Here is a 14,883-nt window from a genome sequence, read left to right as displayed (position 1 = left end):
CGTCCCACCCGTCGACATCACCCTGCAGGGCTCAGCCGACGCTGACGACGGGCGATCCCTCACCCGACTCGACGGGATCCATCGTCTCGGCCAGGCGCATGGCCTCCTCGATGAGCGTCTCGACGATCATCGACTCCGGCACGGTCTTGATGACCTCGCCCCGCACGAAGATCTGCCCCTTGCCGTTGCCCGACGCGACGCCGAGGTCGGCCTCACGCGCCTCGCCGGGTCCGTTGACCACGCAGCCCATGACCGCGACGCGCAGCGGCACCTCCATGCCCTCGAGCCCGGCGGTCACCTTCTCGGCCAGCGTGTACACGTCGACCTGCGCGCGGCCGCACGACGGGCACGACACGATCTCGAGCTTGCGGGGGCGCAAGTTGAGCGACTGCAGGATCTGGATGCCGACCTTGACCTCCTCGACGGGAGGCGCCGACAGCGACACGCGGATCGTGTCCCCGATCCCCTTGCTGAGCAGCGCACCGAACGCCGTGGCCGACTTGATCGTGCCCTGGAACGCCGGGCCCGCCTCCGTGACGCCCAGGTGCAGCGGCCAGTCGCCGCGCTCGGCGAGCAGCTCGTACGCCCGGACCATGATCACGGGGTCGTTGTGCTTCACGCTGATCTTGAAGTCGCGGAAACCGTGCTCCTCGAACAGCGACGCCTCCCAGACGGCCGACTCGACCAGCGCCTCGGGCGTCGCCTTGCCGTACTTGGCCAGCAGGCGGGGGTCGAGCGAGCCCGCGTTGACGCCGATCCGGATCGAGACCCCGGCGTCGGAGGCCGCCTGGGCGATCTCGCGGACCTGGTCGTCGAACTTGCGGATGTTGCCGGGGTTGACGCGGACCGCGGCGCACCCGGCGTCGATGGCCGCGAAGACGTACTTGGGCTGGAAGTGGATGTCGGCGATGACCGGGATCTGCGACTTGCGCGCGATCGCGGGCAGCGCCTCGGCGTCGTCCTGGCTCGGCACCGCGACGCGCACGATGTCGCACCCCGAGGCCGTCAGCTCGGCGATCTGCTGCAGGGTCCGGTTGATGTCGGTCGTCGGCGTGGTCGTCATCGACTGCACCGACACCGGGGCGTCACCGCCCACCTCGACCTTGCCGACGCGGATCTTGCGGGAGACGCGTCGCGGGGCCAGCACAGGGGCGGGGGCCTGCGGCATGCCGAGGCTGATCGGGGTGCTCACCCCCCCATCATCCCACCCCGACGCGCCCGGGGCGCCGCCCGCGACGCGTCGAGGTCGCATGCTCACCGAGCCGTCACCGGAGGTCCACGAGGAGTCCCGTGCCGGTGGCCGTCGGCGCGTGCCTCAGCCGCTCAGCCGCACCGGGTTGACGATGTCGGCGTACACCAGCAGCAGGCCCACCCCGCCGAGGACGACGAACACGGTGTAGGCGAGCGGCACCAGCAGCGCCGAGTCCGAGGGGCGCGGACGCGGCGCCCCGCGCAGCCGGGCGACCTGTCGGCGCGCCCCCTCCCACAGCGCGGTGACGACGTGGCCGCCGTCGAGCGGCGGCAGCGGCAGGAGGTTGAAGAGGAACAGCGCGAGGTTCAGCACCGCCAGGACCGAGAGCAGGGCCGCCGCCCGGACCCCGACGGTCTCACCGTCCATCGAGGCGATCTCGCCGGCGAACCGTCCGACCCCGACAGGCCCGACGATCGACGTCTGGTCGCGCTCACCGCCCGACACCGTCGTGGAGACCAGGTCGCTCACCCGCTGCGGCAGCGTGACGACCACCTGGGCCGTCTGCCAGGTCGCGGACGCGGCGACCGAGACGGCCTTGCCGACGGACTGGCGCTCGACGACGGAGACCGGTGCCACGCCGAGGAACCCGACGACGCGGGTGACGGTCTCCCCGGCGGCGTCGGTGACGACCATGCCGTCGTCGTCCGTCACTGGCCGCTCCTCGAAGACGGGCGTCACCGTGAGGTCGACCTCCCGGCCGTCGCGCTCGACGACCAGCGTGACCGTGCGACCGCCGCTGTCGCGGATCAGCCCGCTGACCTGCGGCCACGACGTCACCGCGACGCCGTCGTACGACACGAGCCGGTCGCCGGGGCGTACGCCCGCGGCCGCGGCCGGGGCCGCGGGGTCGTCGGGGGTGCAGGTGGTCCCGGCCGGCGCGTCGACGGCGACGATGCACTGGGACACGCTCTGGACGGTCGTGCCGGCCACCGGTACGCCGATGCCGACGTACGTGACGAGCATGAGCACGACGGCGATGAGCAGGTTCATGACGGGCCCGCCGAGCATCACGACGAGCTTCTTGGGCGTCGAGAGCCGGTAGAACGCCCGGTGGTCCTCGCCCGGGTGGATCTCCTCGGCGCTCGCGGCACGCGCGTCGGCGGCGACGCGCTGCCACCAGCTGCGCGGGCTGCCCGCGCCGACCGCGTCGTCGGTGGGGTACATGCCGATGAGCCGGACGTAGCCGCCCAGCGGGAGCGCCTTGAGGCCGTACTCGGTCTCCCCCCGCGTGCGCGACCACAGCGTCGGGCCGAACCCGACCATGTACTGGCTCACCCGGACGCCGAACCTCTTCGCGGGCACCATGTGCCCGACCTCGTGCAGCGCGATCGAGCCGAGCAGCACCACGACGAAGACGAGCACACCGACGGCGGTCTCCACCACATCACCTCCCACGGGCCCGACGGCCCAGCGTGCGCGGACAGGGGTCGACCGCGCACGCCCATCATCCCCCGTCCGCCCGGCCGGGTGGCACGGTCGTCGCCCGCCCGGAGCAGCGCTCAGCGGGGGCGGCGCGCCCGGGACACGACGTGGACGACCACCACGACCAGCAGCGCGAGGACGAACATCGCCGAGCTGATGACGTTCGCCTGCGGCGGGATGCCGCGCGTGGCCGAGACGTACACGAACTTGGGGAACGTCGTGAACCCGCCGGACGTGAAGTTGGTGACGATGAAGTCGTCGAAGCTCAGGCTGAACGCCAGCAGCGCGGCGGCGCCGATGCCGGGCAGCAGGAGCGGGAACGTCACCTTCCAGAACGCCTGCCACGGGGTGGCGTACAGGTCGGCGGCCGCCTGCTCCAGCGCCGGGTCGAGCGTCGCGACGCGCGCCTTGACGGCCACGACGACGAAGCTCAGGCAGAACATCACGTGCGCGACCACCACGGTCCCGAACCCCAGGGGCAGCCGCAGCGACAGGAACTGCGTGAGCAGCGCGGCACCCAGCACGACCTCGGGCGTGGCCATGGGCAGGAACACGAGCAGGTTCACGGCGCCGCGCCCGCGGAACCGCGCGCGTGCCAGGCCGACCGCGAGCAGCGCGCCCAGGGCCGTGGCGACCAGCGTGGACACCAGTCCGACCTGCAGCGATCCGACGAGGGCCGCGCACACCCGCGGGGCACCGCAGGGGTTGCGCCACGCGTCCAGGGTGAAGCCGCGCCAGACCAGGTTGGTCTTGCCCGCGTCGTTGAACGAGAACAGCACGGTGTACGCGATCGGGACGAGGAGGAACACGAAACCGAGCGACGCGAACACCGGCACCACCGCGCCGCCCAGGCGCAGCCGCGTCACACCAGCTCCTCGGTCCCCGCGCGCCGGACGTACGCCGTCACCAGCACGAGGATCGAGACCATGAGGACGACCGACAGCGCGGCCGCCGTCGGGTAGTCCAGCACGCGGAAGAACCGGGCGTCGACGACCTGCCCGATCATCACGGTCGTGGTGTTGTTGCCGAGCAGCGAGGAGTTCACGTAGTCGCCCACCGCCGGGATGAACGTCAGCAGCGTGCCGGCGACGACGCCCGGCGCGGACAGCGGCAGGGTCACCCGGCGGAACGTCGTCAGCGGCGTCGCGTACAGGTCGGCCCCCGCCTCCAGGAGCCGGGGGTCGAGCCGCTCCAGGGACGCGAACAGCGGCAGCACCATGAACGGCAGGAACGAGTAGGTCAGGCCGACGACGACGGCCGCGGACGTCGCCGACAGCCGCCCGTCCGGCGGCAGCACGTGCAGCCAGCGCAGCGCCCCCACGACACGCCCGTCGTCGGAGAGGATCTGCTTCCACGCGATCGTCCGCAGGATGAAGCTGGTGAAGAACGGCGCGACGACGAGCACGACGAGCAGCCCCTGCAGCGCAGGACGCCCCCGGGCCCGCACAGCGATGACGTACGCCATGGGGTAGCCGACGAGCAGCGCCGCCACCGTGGCCGCCGCGGCGAACCCGAACGAGCGCAGCAGCTGGGGCCAGAACTGCGCGAGGGCCTCGGGGTAGTTCTGCCACCGCAGGGCGGGCTCGAACTCCCCCAGCTCGCCGCCCGGCACCCGCGCGTAGAACGACGTCGCGAGCAGGACACCGACCGGCAGGACGAAGAACACCAGGAGGTACAGCACGCCCGGCACGATCAGCCGCCGGTGGCCCGACCCCGCGCCGCCGGGTGGCGCCGGCCTCCCGGCAGCGGCGCCGGGCGCGCCGCCGGGCCGCTGCAGCGCGGTGGCGACGCTCACGGCTCGTCGTCCAGGTCGACCGTCCCGGCCGCGACCTCCTCGTGCCCGTCGAGCGCGAACGTGAACGGCGCGGCCCAGGCGAGGTGCACCCGGCTGCCCGGCGGGTGCACGGTCGCTCCCCCGACGTTCTGGGCGAAGACCCCGAAGGTCCCCAGGCCGTCGACCGCCACCTGGTACTGCGTGCTGACGCCGGCGAACGAGGTGTCGACGACCGTGCCCGGCCCCAGCACGTTGTCCCCGCCGGCGGCGTCCTCGGTGCCGCCCAGGAGGCGGATCTTCTCCGGCCGGACCCCGACGAGGACCCGCGGACCGGCGGCCACGGTGCGCGCGGCCGGCACCCGGACGCGCACGCCTGCCACGTCGACACCGAGCGTCGTCCCGGCGTCGAGCGTCTCGACGACCGTGCCCGCCACCAGGTTGGACTGGCCGAGGAAGTTCGCGACGAACGCGGTCCGGGGGTGCTCGTACAGGTCCGCGGGGGCACCGAGCTGCTCGATGCGGCCGTGGTTCATGACCGCGACGGTGTCGGCCATCGTCATGGCCTCCTCCTGGTCGTGGGTGACGTGCACGAAGGTGATGCCCACCTCGGCCTGGATGCGCTTGAGCTCGAGCTGCATCTGCCGGCGCAGCTTGAGGTCGAGGGCACCCAGCGGCTCGTCGAGCAGCAGCAGCGCGGGCCGGTTGACGACCGCGCGCGCGAGCGCGACGCGCTGCTGCTGACCGCCGGAGAGCTGGGAGGGACGCCGGTGCGCCAGGTGCACGAGCTCGACGAGCTCGAGCGCCTCGAGCGCACGTGCGCGCACGTCGCGGGCACGGCGCCGCCGCAGCCCGAACGCCACGTTCTCGAGGACGGTCAGGTGCGGGAAGAGCGCGTACGACTGGAAGACGGTGTTGACGGGCCGGCGGTGCGCCGGGGCGTGCGTGACGTCGCGCCCCGCGAGGCTCACCGTGCCGGCGGACGGCCGCTCGAGGCCGGCGACCATCCGCAGGGTCGTCGTCTTGCCGCAGCCCGACGGGCCGAGCAGCGCGAAGAACGCACCGGACGGCACGTCGAGCGTCAGGTCGTCGACCGCGACGAACGCGCCGAACCGCTTCGTGACCGCGTCGATCTCGAGCGCCGCGCCACGGACCCCGCCGGTCCGGACGGCCACCGCAGCCCTCGTCCCCAGCGTGGTCACGTCCTCAGGCGCCGATCGCCTCGAGGAACTGGCCGTTGTACCGCTCCTCCTCCGCCGGGGTCAGCGTCCGGAACACGTGGACCTGGGACAGGATCTCCTCGGTGGGGAAGATCATCGGGTCCTCGGCGAGCTCGGGGTCGATCTGCGTCATCGCCTCCTGCGCACCCTGCACGGGGGTGACGTAGTTGACCCACGCGGCCACCTCGGCGGCGACGACCGGGTCGTAGTAGTAGTCGAAGAGGTCCTCGGCCTGCGCGCGGCGGGACGACGCCTTGGGGACCATGAGGTTGTCGCTCCACAGGGTGCCGCCGGCGTCGGGGATGGCGAACGCGAACTTGCCGTCGTTCTCGTAGTTGAGCGACGTGATGTCGCCCGACCACGCGATGCAGGCGACCGCGTCGCCGGAGGCGAGGTCCTGCGTGTAGGAGTTGCCCCGGACCTGGCGGATCTGGCCGTCGGCGAGGTTGCGCTGCACGACGTCGAGGGCGTCGAACCAGTCGTCGGTGGTCCAGCTGCCGGCCGGGTCCATGCCGTTCTCGAGCATGAGGAGGCCGATCGTGTCGCGCATCTCGGACAGCACCAGGACACGGCCCCTGTACTGCGGGTCCCACAGGTCCGAGACGGAGCGCAGACCGTCGGGGATCACCTCCCTGTTCCAGGCGATCCCTGCGAACCCGGACTGCCACGTCAGCGAGAACCTGCGTCCGTCGTCGAAGTCGACGGCGGCGAGGTTCGGCAGGATGTTCTCGGCGTTCGGGATGCGTGTGCGGTCGAGCTCGGCGACGTGCTGCTGGCGGATCCACCGCGCCGCCATCCAGTCGGTGAGGGTGACGACGTCGTAGCCGACGTCCTGCCCGTTCTCGAGCTGGCGCGAGATCTTGCCGTAGAACGAGTCGTTGTCCTCGATGTCCTCGTAGTACTCGACGTCGATCCCCGACGACTCCTCGAACGCGACGAGCGTGGGGAAGCTGGTGGAGTCCTCGTCCTGGTCGAGGTACTGGGTCCAGTTCGCCCAGCGCAGCGGGCCGTCGCCCCTGCCCCCGTCGCCCGCCTGCGTCGGCCCGGCCGTCCCGCACGCCCCGAGCAGCGCCCCGGCGCCCACGACACCCGCGGCCCCCGCCAGGAATCGGCGCCGTGAGACCCCCTGGGCCTGGCGCACCAGCTCGCGCACGCGCGGGTCACCCGGCAGGGCACGTCGGTCGCTGCTCATCTCGCTCCTCTCGCCCGGACCGTGGGGCGGCCCGCGTGGATCGTGGCCCACCGGACGGTGGCCGCACAAGGAATCCGTGGCATCACGCACCGCACGCAACGAAAAGTTTGCAGTCCCGGAACATCCACGACGAAGAACGTTGCCAGGGCGGTGACGGCGGCCACATGTTACGGGCGTGACCCCGCGGGATGACAGTGCCGCCCACCGATCGGACCGTCCCGGTTCGTCCCGGTACGTGCTACGCGTCGAAGGCCGACATGACGTGCTTGAGGCGCGTGTACTCCTCGAGGCCGTACAGCGAGAGGTCCTTGCCGTGACCGGAGTGCTTGAACCCTCCGTGCGGCATCTCCGCGACGAACGGCAGGTGCGTGTTGACCCACACCACTCCGAAGTCGAGCGCGCGCGACACCCGCAGGGCGCGGGCGTGGTCGGTCGTCCACACCGACGAGGACAGCCCGTAGCGCACGTCGTTGGCCAGGCGCACGGCCTCGGCCTCCTCCGTGAACGTCTGGACCGTGATCACCGGCCCGAAGATCTCCTCCTGCACGGCCTCGTCGGTCTGGCGCAGACCGTCCACGACCGTCGCCTCGAGGAAGTAGCCCGGCCCCGCCGGCCGCCCGCCCCCCGCGACGACCTCCGCGTGGCCCGGCAGCCGGTCGAGGAAGCCCGTGACCCGCTCGAGCTGCCCGGCGTTGTTCACCGGGCCGAAGGCGACGTCCGGGTCGTCGGGCATGCCCGTGCGTCGCGCCCGGGCCGCCTGCACCAGTGCCGCGACGAGGTCGTCGTGCACGCGCGCGTGGACCAGGACGCGCGTGGCGGCCGTGCAGTCCTGCCCCGCGTTGTAGTAGCCGGCGTCGGCGATGCCCTCGGCTGCGGCGGCCACGTCGGCGTCGTCGAAGACCAGCACCGGCGCCTTGCCCCCGAGCTCGAGGTGGACGCGCTTGAGCCCGTCGGCCGCCGCCCGCGCGACCTCCGCGCCCGCCCGGACCGAGCCGGTGATCGCGACCAGGTCCGGGCGCGGGTGGGCCACGAGGGCACGCCCGGTGTCACGGTCGCCGCAGACGACGTTCAGGACCCCGGGGGGCAGCACCTGCGCCGCGAGCTGCGCGAGGCGGACCGTCGTCACCGGCGTCGTGTCGGACGGCTTGAGCACGACGGTGTTGCCGGCCGCGAGCGCGGGCGCGATCTTCCAGACCGCCATCATCAGCGGGTAGTTCCACGGCGTCACCTGACCGACCACCCCGACGGGCTCGCGGCGCAGCCACGACGTGTGCCCCTCGAGGTACTCCCCCGCCGACAGCCCCGTGAGCACGCGCGCCGCCCCGGCGAAGAACCGCAGCTGGTCGGCGCACGGCGGGATCTCGTCGGTGGCGGTCAGGTGCAGCGGCTTGCCGGTGTTGCGCGACTCCGCGGCCACCAGCTCGTCGGCGTGCTCGTCGACCAGGTCCGCCAGCGCCAGCAGGGCGGTCTGCCGCTCCGCGGGGCTCGTGCGTCCCCAGGTGGCGGCCGCGCGGTGGGCGGCCGCGTAGGCGTCCTCGACGTCCGGCGGGCCGCTGCGCGGTGCCCGCGCGTACTCCTGGCCGGTGCTCGGGTCGATCACGGCAGTGGTGGCGCCGTCGCGGGCCGGGACGTCCCGGCCGTCGACGACGTTGGTGAGCTCGAGCGGCGCGACGTCGGACACGGTGCTCCTCCTGACGTCCCCGTGGGCGGGGCGGCGGTCTGCGGGCGGCGGTGCGATGCGGCGAAGGCTAGTGCGCCGCACGGTCGCTCCGGTAGCACCGCGAGCGCCGACGAGCAGCGGAATCGGCGCCCGACACGCGTCCGTCATGCGGATCCGCGCGTGGACACGCGATCGCAACGCGGAATCACTTGCCGTGCTCCCGTCCCGCGCGTCACGATCGGCACCATGACGCAGCGGGACCGCACCGTCGTCGCGCTGGACGCGGCGGCCAAGGGCATCATCGAGCAGCTGCAGGAGGACGGGCGCCGGGCGTACGCGACCATCGGCAAGGCCGTCGGCCTGTCCGAGGCGGCCGTCCGGCAGCGCGTGCAGCGCCTGCAGGAGTCCGGCGTGATCCAGATCGTCGCCGTCACCGACCCCCTCCAGGTGGGCTTCCGGCGCCAGGCGATGATCGGCATCCGCGCCGACGGCGACCTCAACGAGCTCGCCGAGCAGGTCGCCGCCGTCGCGGAGGTCGACTACGTGGTCGTCACCGCGGGCTCCTTCGACGTGCTCGTCGAGGTGGTCTGCGAGGACGACGAGCACCTCCTGACCGTGCTGAACGACGCGATCCGCGCCCTGCCGGGAGTCCGCAGCACCGAGACCTTCGTCTACCTGCGACTGCACAAGCAGCTCTACAACTGGGGAACACGATGAGCACCACGCCGCGCGGCACCGACCGCCAGACCGCCGCCCGTGACCACCTCTGGGGCCACTTCACGCGCCAGAGCTCCTGGGAGCACGGGGTCCCGACGATCGTGCGCGGCGAGGGGCACCACGTGTGGGACGCCGACGGGCACCGCCTCATCGACGGGTTGTCGGGGCTGTTCGTGGTGCAGCTGGGCCACGGCCGCGAGGAGCTGGCCGCCGCGGCGGCGGCGCAGGCGCGCGAGCTGGCGTTCTTCCCGATCTGGTCCTACGCCCACCCGCAGGCCATCGACCTCGCGGAGCGGCTGGCGGCCCACGCCCCGGGCGACGTCAACCGCGTCTTCTTCACGACGGGCGGCGGCGAGGCCGTCGAGACGGCGTGGAAGCTCGCCAAGCAGTACTGGAAGCTGCGGGGGCGCCCGGGCAAGCACAAGGTGGTCTCCCGGGCCGTTGCGTACCACGGGACGACGCAGGGCGCGCTGTCCATCACGGGGCTCCCCGAGCTCAAGGCGCCCTTCGAGCCGCTGGTCCCCGGAGCCCACAAGGTGCCCAACACCAACGCCTACCGCGCGCCGGAGCACCTGCGCGAGGACCCCAAGGCCTTCGGACGCTGGGCGGCGGACCGGATCGCCGAGGCCATCGAGTTCGAAGGACCCGAGACGGTCGCCGCGGTGTTCCTCGAGCCGGTGCAGAACGCCGGCGGCTGCTTCCCGCCGCCGCCGGGCTACTTCGAGCGCGTGCGGGAGATCTGCGACGAGCACGACGTGCTGCTCGTCTCCGACGAGGTCATCTGCGCCTTCGGGCGCATCGGCTCGATCTTCGCGTGCGAGGACCTCGGCTACGTCCCCGACATGATCACGTGCGCCAAGGGCATGACGTCGGGCTACTCGCCCATCGGCGCGTGCCTGGTGTCCGACCGGGTGTTCGAGCCCTTCGCCACCGGCACGACGAGCTTCGCGCACGGCTACACCTTCGGCGGCCACCCGGTCTCGGCGGCCGTCGCCATGGCGAACCTCGACCTGTTCGAGACCGAGGGCGTCGTCGACCACGTCCGGCAGAACGCCCCCGTGCTGCGCCGCACGCTCGAGCGGCTGCTCGACCTGCCGATCGTCGGCGACGTCCGTGGCGAGGGCTTCTTCTACGGCATCGAGCTCGTCAAGGACACCGCCACCCGCGAGACGTTCGACGACGACGAGTCCGAGCGGCTGCTGCGCGGGTTCCTCACCCCCGCGCTCTACGAGGCGGGGCTGTACTGCCGGGCGGACGACCGCGGGGACCCCGTCGTGCAGCTGGCCCCGCCGCTGACGTGCGGCCCCGCCCAGTTCGACGAGATCGAGCAGATCCTGCGCGGCGTCCTCACCGAGGCGTGGGCGCGCCTGTGACCGTCGCCGACCTGTCGCTGTGGTGGGACCAGGTCGTCGCCGACGACCCCGACGCCGCCCGCGCGCGACCGCCGCTGGACGGTGACACCACCGCGGACGTCGTGGTCGTCGGCGGGGGCTTCACCGGTCTGTGGACCGCGTACTACCTGCTCGAGGCGGACCCGTCCCTCGACGTGCTGGTGCTCGACGCGCACGTCGTCGGCTTCGGTGCCAGCGGGCGCAACGGCGGGTGGTGCTCCGCGCTGTTCCCCGTCGGGCCCGACGCGCTCGCCCGGCGCCACGGGCCCGAGGCCACCCGTGAGATGCGCGCCGCCATGCGCGACACGGTCGTGGAGGTCGGTGGTGTCGCGGCGGCGGAGCAGATCGACTGCGACTTCCGGTTCGGGGGGACCGTGACGCTCGCGCGGACCGCCCCCCAGGTCGACCGCGTCGCGGCGCAGGTCGCCCAGGCCGACCGGTGGGGTGACGAGGCGCACCTGCTCGACCCCGCCGGCGTCGCCGACCACGTGCGGGCCGCGGGCGTGCTGGCGGGGTCGTGGGCACCGGACTGCGCCCGGCTGCAGCCCGTGCGGCTCGTGCGCGGGCTCGCGCGCGTGGTCGAGCAGCGCGGGGCGCGCATCGTCGAGGGCACCCGGGCGCGACGGATCTCGCCGCGGGCGGTCGTCACCGACCAGGGGACGGTCCGCGCACGGTTCGTCGTGCGTGCCACCGAGGCGTGGACGGCGACGCTGCCGGGCACCCACCGGGACCTGGCGCCCGTGTACTCGCTCATGATCGCCACCGCGCCCCTGCCGGCCGCCGTGTGGTCGCAGATCGGGCTGGACCGGGGTCAGACGTTCACCGACGCGCGCCACCTGGTCGTCTACGGCCAGCGCACCGCCGACGACCGCCTCGCGTTCGGGGGCCGGGGGGCGCCGTACCACGCGGGCTCACGCGTGGAGCCGTCCTACGACCGGGCCCCCCGCGTCCACCGGCACCTGCGGCGGACCCTCGTCGGCCTGTTCCCCCACCTCGCCGACGTCGACGTGACGCACGTGTGGGGCGGCCCGCTCGGGGTCCCGCGCGACTGGCACGCCTCCGTCGGGCTGGACCCCGCGACGGGGATCGGCTGGGCCGGCGGCTACGTCGGTGACGGCGTCGGCACCGCGAACCTCGCCGGGCGCACGCTGGCCGACCTCGTGACCGGCGCGGACACCCCGCTGACGCGGCTGCCGTGGGTGGGGCACCGTTCTCCGCCGTGGGAGCCGGAGCCGCTGCGGTGGGCGGGGATCACCGCCGCGCGGTGGGCGACCGCCTGGTCGGACCGCACCGAGGCCCGGACGGGCCGCCCGAGCCGCGTGACGGACGTGCTCGCACCCCTGCTGGGCGGGTGAGCGGGCCCCCGTCGGTCAGGAGGCGAGCACCTCGTGCGCGCGGGTGCGCGCCCACGACTCGGCGTCGAGGACCGCGTCGAGCGTGAGCTCGTCCGCAGGCGTGCCCGCGTGGTCGGCCAGCACGTCGGCCACCGTCGCGACGATCCGCCCGAACCCGATGCGCCCGTCGAGGAACGCCGCGACGCACTCCTCGTTGGCGGCGTTGTAGACGGCCGGGTGCGTCGCGGACGCGGCCACCGCGGACCGCGCGAGGCCGACCGCGGGGAACACCTCCTCGTCGAGCGGCTCGAACGTCCACGACGTGGCCGCCGTCCAGTCGCACGCCGCGGCCGCCCCCGGCACGCGGTCCGGCCACGCGAGCCCCAGCGCGATCGGCAGCCGCATGTCCGGGGGGGACGCCTGGGCGATCGTCGACCCGTCGACGAACTCGACCATCGAGTGCACCACCGACTGCGGGTGCACCACGACGGCGATCCGGTCGGCCGGGACGTCGAAGAGCAGGTGCGCCTCGATGAGCTCGAGGCCCTTGTTCATGAGGCTGGCGGAGTTGACGGTGACGACCGGACCCATCGACCACGTCGGGTGCGCCAGCGCCTGCTGCGGCGTCGCCCCCGCGACCTCCTGGGCCGACCACCCGCGGAACGGCCCGCCCGACGCCGTGAGCACGAGGCGGCGGACCTCGTGCCCCGCCCCGGAGCGCAGCGCCTGCGCGATCGCCGAGTGCTCGGAGTCGACCGGGACGATCTGGTCGGGCCGCACCGCGGCGGCGTGCACGAGCGCACCGCCGACCACCAGGGACTCCTTGTTGGCGAGGGCGAGCGAGCTGCCGGCCCGCAGCGCGGCGAGCGTCGGCAGCAGACCGACCGAGCCGGTGATGCCGTTGAGCACGACGTCGGCGCCGCAGGCCGCGAGCTCGGCCGCCGCGTCGGCACCCGCGAGCACCCGGGTCCCGGGCAGCGCCGCGCGCACCGCCGCCGCGGCGGCGGGGTCGGCGACCGCCACGACGGGCACGGCGTGCGCCCGGGCCTGCGCGACCAGCAGGTCCACGTTCGCGCCGCCGGCGGACAGGCCGACGACCTGGAAGGCGTCGGGACGCGGCGCCATGATCTCCAGGGCCTGCGTGCCGATCGAGCCCGTCGAGCCGAGCACGACGACCGTGCGAGTCATGCGTTCCTCCGACGTCCGGTGCGGGAGGTGGTCACTCGACGCCGAGCAGGACCTCGACCGCGCGCGCGACGAACGCGTCGACGGGTCCCTCCGCGTAGCCGTTGCGACCGTTGCGGCGACGGAACGTCGTCGCCCGGACCTCGCCCGCGGTCAGCGGTGCCCCGGTGTCGAAGTAGGCCACCAGGCGGTGGCACAGCTCGTCGACGTCCGCCGGCTCGTACCCGGGCTTGCGGCCCTCCGGCGGCGCGAAGCGGTCGCCGTCCGGTCGTCCCAGGCGGCCGTAGAGCGACCGGGCCTGGGCACCGAGGTGCGCCATCCACGCGTCCTGCCCGCGCTCGGCGACGAACTGGGCACGGTGACGCGCGACGAACGCGGCCTCGAGCCGGTCGAGGGCGGCGTCGACGGCAGCCGTGACGTACCCGCCGCGGACCAGGTCGAACGCCACCTGCCGCACGTCGGCACCCGAGATCGCCGTCGCGGGGCCCTGCTCGTACACCGAGCGGGCGTGCGAGAAGAACTCGTCCACCTCGTCGGGGTCGTAGCCACGCCGCAGCCCGGAGACCGTGCGGAACATCCCGTCGCTCACTCGTCCTCCTCCGCCGCGAGCTGGCCGCACGCGCCGTCGATGTCGCTGCCGCGGGTGTCCCGGATGGTCGTCGGGATCCCGTGCGCACGCAAGCGTGCCACGAACTCGCGCTCGACCCCGGGATCGCTCGCCGTCCAGCGCGAACCCGGCGTCGGGTTCAGCGGGATGGGGTTGCAGTGCACCCACCCGGCGCCGCCACGGGCGAGGAGCTTCTCCCCCAGCAGGTCCGCGCGCCAGGCGTGGTCGTTGACGTCCCGGATCAGCGCGTACTCGATGGAGACGCGGCGACCGGTCGCGTCGAAGTAGCGGCGCGCGGAGTCGAGCGCCTCGTCCACGCTCCAGCGCGTGTTCACCGGCACCAGCTCGCTGCGCAGCTCGTCGTCGGGGGCGTGCAGCGAGAGCGCCAGGGTCACGGGGATGCCCTCCCCCGCGAGCTTGTCCATCGCGGGGACGAGGCCCACCGTCGAGACGGTGACGTTGCGGGCCGACATGCCCAGGCCGTCGGGCGCCGGGGCGACCAGCCGGCGCACCGTCGCCATGACGGCCTTGTAGTTGGCCAGCGGCTCACCCATGCCCATGAAGACCACGTTGCTCAACCGTGTCGCGCCGCCCGGCACCTCGCCCGCCGCCAGCGCCTGCGCGGCCTGCCGGACCTGCTCGACGATCTCGGCCGTCGACAGGTTGCGCAGCAGCCCCATCTTGCCGGTGGCGCAGAACGAGCAGGCCAGCCCGCAGCCCGCCTGGGACGACACGCACAGGGTCGTGCGGTTGGCGTACCGCATGAGGACGGACTCGACCTTGGCGCCGTCGAACAGGTGGTAGAGCGTCTTGACGGTCGTGCCGTGGTCGGCGGTGAGCGTGCGGGTGGTCGTCAGCAGCTCCGGGAAGAGGTCCGCGACGAGCACGTCCCGGCTGGCCTTCGGCAGGTCCGTCATCGCACCGGGGTCGGCGGTCAGGTGCGTGAAGTAGTGGGTCGCGAGCTGCTTGGCGCGGAACGGCTTCTCGCCGAGGGCCGTCACGGCCTCGACCCGCTCGTCGGGCGTGAGGTCGACGAAGTGCCGCGGGGGCTTGCCGCGCGCGCCCCGGGACGAGGCGGTGAGCTGCAGGCGCACAGGGGTGGCGTTCACGTCTCGCGCCTCCTTCCGGTGGA

13 protein-coding genes are annotated in these 14,883 nt (G+C 73.5%); 3 read left to right on the top strand and 10 right to left on the bottom strand.

Features of this window, described 5'->3' with window-relative positions:
* Positions 1–31: 31 nt before the first annotated feature.
* From ispG to Cph01nite_RS01120, 7 genes are all read right to left on the bottom strand, one after another.
* Entirely contained in the window at positions 32–1,168 is a 1,137-nt protein-coding gene (ispG, locus tag Cph01nite_RS01150) for a flavodoxin-dependent (E)-4-hydroxy-3-methylbut-2-enyl-diphosphate synthase (RefSeq protein WP_203670660.1), read from the bottom strand.
* A gap of 147 nt (positions 1,169–1,315) precedes the next feature.
* Entirely contained in the window at positions 1,316–2,632 is a 1,317-nt protein-coding gene (locus Cph01nite_RS01145) for a M50 family metallopeptidase (RefSeq protein WP_203670508.1), read from the bottom strand.
* Between the two features lie 119 nt (positions 2,633–2,751).
* Entirely contained in the window at positions 2,752–3,540 is a 789-nt protein-coding gene (locus Cph01nite_RS01140) for an ABC transporter permease (RefSeq protein ID WP_373307529.1), read from the bottom strand.
* Entirely contained in the window at positions 3,537–4,469 is a 933-nt protein-coding gene (locus Cph01nite_RS01135; RefSeq protein ID WP_203670507.1) for an ABC transporter permease, read from the bottom strand. Before Cph01nite_RS01135 ends, Cph01nite_RS01140 begins: the two co-directional genes overlap by 4 nt.
* Entirely contained in the window at positions 4,466–5,620 is a 1,155-nt protein-coding gene (locus Cph01nite_RS01130; RefSeq protein WP_203670506.1) for an ABC transporter ATP-binding protein, read from the bottom strand. The genes Cph01nite_RS01135 and Cph01nite_RS01130 overlap by 4 nt, the downstream gene beginning before the upstream one ends.
* Before the next feature lie 31 nt (positions 5,621–5,651).
* The gene (locus Cph01nite_RS01125; RefSeq protein ID WP_203670505.1) at positions 5,652–6,857 is read right to left on the bottom strand and encodes a polyamine ABC transporter substrate-binding protein; all 1,206 of its coding nucleotides are present in this window, start codon (positions 6,855–6,857) and stop codon (positions 5,652–5,654) included.
* A gap of 238 nt (positions 6,858–7,095) precedes the next feature.
* A complete protein-coding gene (locus Cph01nite_RS01120; RefSeq protein WP_203670504.1) occupies positions 7,096–8,538 on the bottom strand; it encodes an aminobutyraldehyde dehydrogenase in 1,443 nt (480 codons plus the stop codon).
* A 225-nt stretch (positions 8,539–8,763) separates the two neighbouring features.
* Here Cph01nite_RS01120 and Cph01nite_RS01115 point away from each other — a divergent pair, with 225 nt between their 5' ends.
* The 3 genes from Cph01nite_RS01115 to Cph01nite_RS01105 are packed head-to-tail and all read left to right on the top strand — an operon-like array spanning position 8,764 to position 11,980.
* A complete protein-coding gene (locus Cph01nite_RS01115) occupies positions 8,764–9,234 on the top strand; it encodes an Lrp/AsnC family transcriptional regulator (RefSeq protein ID WP_203670503.1) in 471 nt (156 codons plus the stop codon).
* Positions 9,231–10,607: an aspartate aminotransferase family protein gene (locus Cph01nite_RS01110; protein WP_203670502.1), complete on the top strand. Its 1,377-nt coding sequence runs from the start codon at positions 9,231–9,233 to the stop codon at positions 10,605–10,607. Before Cph01nite_RS01115 ends, Cph01nite_RS01110 begins: the two co-directional genes overlap by 4 nt.
* Complete coding sequence (locus Cph01nite_RS01105) at positions 10,604–11,980, top strand: NAD(P)/FAD-dependent oxidoreductase (RefSeq protein WP_239068949.1); 1,377 nt, start codon at positions 10,604–10,606, stop codon at positions 11,978–11,980. Before Cph01nite_RS01110 ends, Cph01nite_RS01105 begins: the two co-directional genes overlap by 4 nt.
* A 15-nt stretch (positions 11,981–11,995) precedes the next feature.
* Here Cph01nite_RS01105 and dxr read toward each other — a convergent pair whose 3' ends face one another.
* Genes dxr through rlmN form a run of 3 tightly spaced genes read right to left on the bottom strand, consistent with a single transcriptional unit; the run spans position 11,996 to position 14,860 of the window.
* Positions 11,996–13,147: a 1-deoxy-D-xylulose-5-phosphate reductoisomerase gene (gene dxr / locus Cph01nite_RS01100; RefSeq protein ID WP_203670500.1), complete on the bottom strand. Its 1,152-nt coding sequence runs from the start codon at positions 13,145–13,147 to the stop codon at positions 11,996–11,998.
* 31 nt (positions 13,148–13,178) lie between these two features.
* The gene (locus Cph01nite_RS01095) at positions 13,179–13,733 is read right to left on the bottom strand and encodes a DivIVA domain-containing protein (RefSeq protein ID WP_203670499.1); all 555 of its coding nucleotides are present in this window, start codon (positions 13,731–13,733) and stop codon (positions 13,179–13,181) included.
* Positions 13,730–14,860, bottom strand: coding sequence for a dual-specificity RNA methyltransferase RlmN (gene rlmN / locus Cph01nite_RS01090; RefSeq protein ID WP_203670498.1), 1,131 nt, complete (start codon positions 14,858–14,860; stop codon positions 13,730–13,732). The genes Cph01nite_RS01095 and rlmN overlap by 4 nt, the downstream gene beginning before the upstream one ends.
* Positions 14,861–14,883: the final 23 nt, after the last annotated feature.

The organism is Cellulomonas phragmiteti (genome assembly GCF_016862775.1).
Classification (GTDB): domain Bacteria; phylum Actinomycetota; class Actinomycetes; order Actinomycetales; family Cellulomonadaceae; genus Cellulomonas; species Cellulomonas phragmiteti.
Note: the sequence above shows the minus strand (reverse complement) of the source record. Positions and strands in the feature narration are given on the sequence as shown.

Bases quoted from the DNA above. Each gene is read 5' to 3' on its own strand.
- ispG (WP_203670660.1), bottom strand. From the start codon at position 1,168: ATGCCGCAGGCCCCCGCCCCTGTGCTGGCCCCGCGACGCGTCTCCCGC.
- Cph01nite_RS01125 (WP_203670505.1), bottom strand. From the start codon at position 6,857: ATGAGCAGCGACCGACGTGCCCTGCCGGGTGACCCGCGCGTGCGCGAG.
- Cph01nite_RS01115 (WP_203670503.1), top strand. From the start codon at position 8,764: ATGACGCAGCGGGACCGCACCGTCGTCGCGCTGGACGCGGCGGCCAAG.
- Cph01nite_RS01110 (WP_203670502.1), top strand. From the start codon at position 9,231: ATGAGCACCACGCCGCGCGGCACCGACCGCCAGACCGCCGCCCGTGAC.
- dxr (WP_203670500.1), bottom strand. From the start codon at position 13,147: ATGACTCGCACGGTCGTCGTGCTCGGCTCGACGGGCTCGATCGGCACG.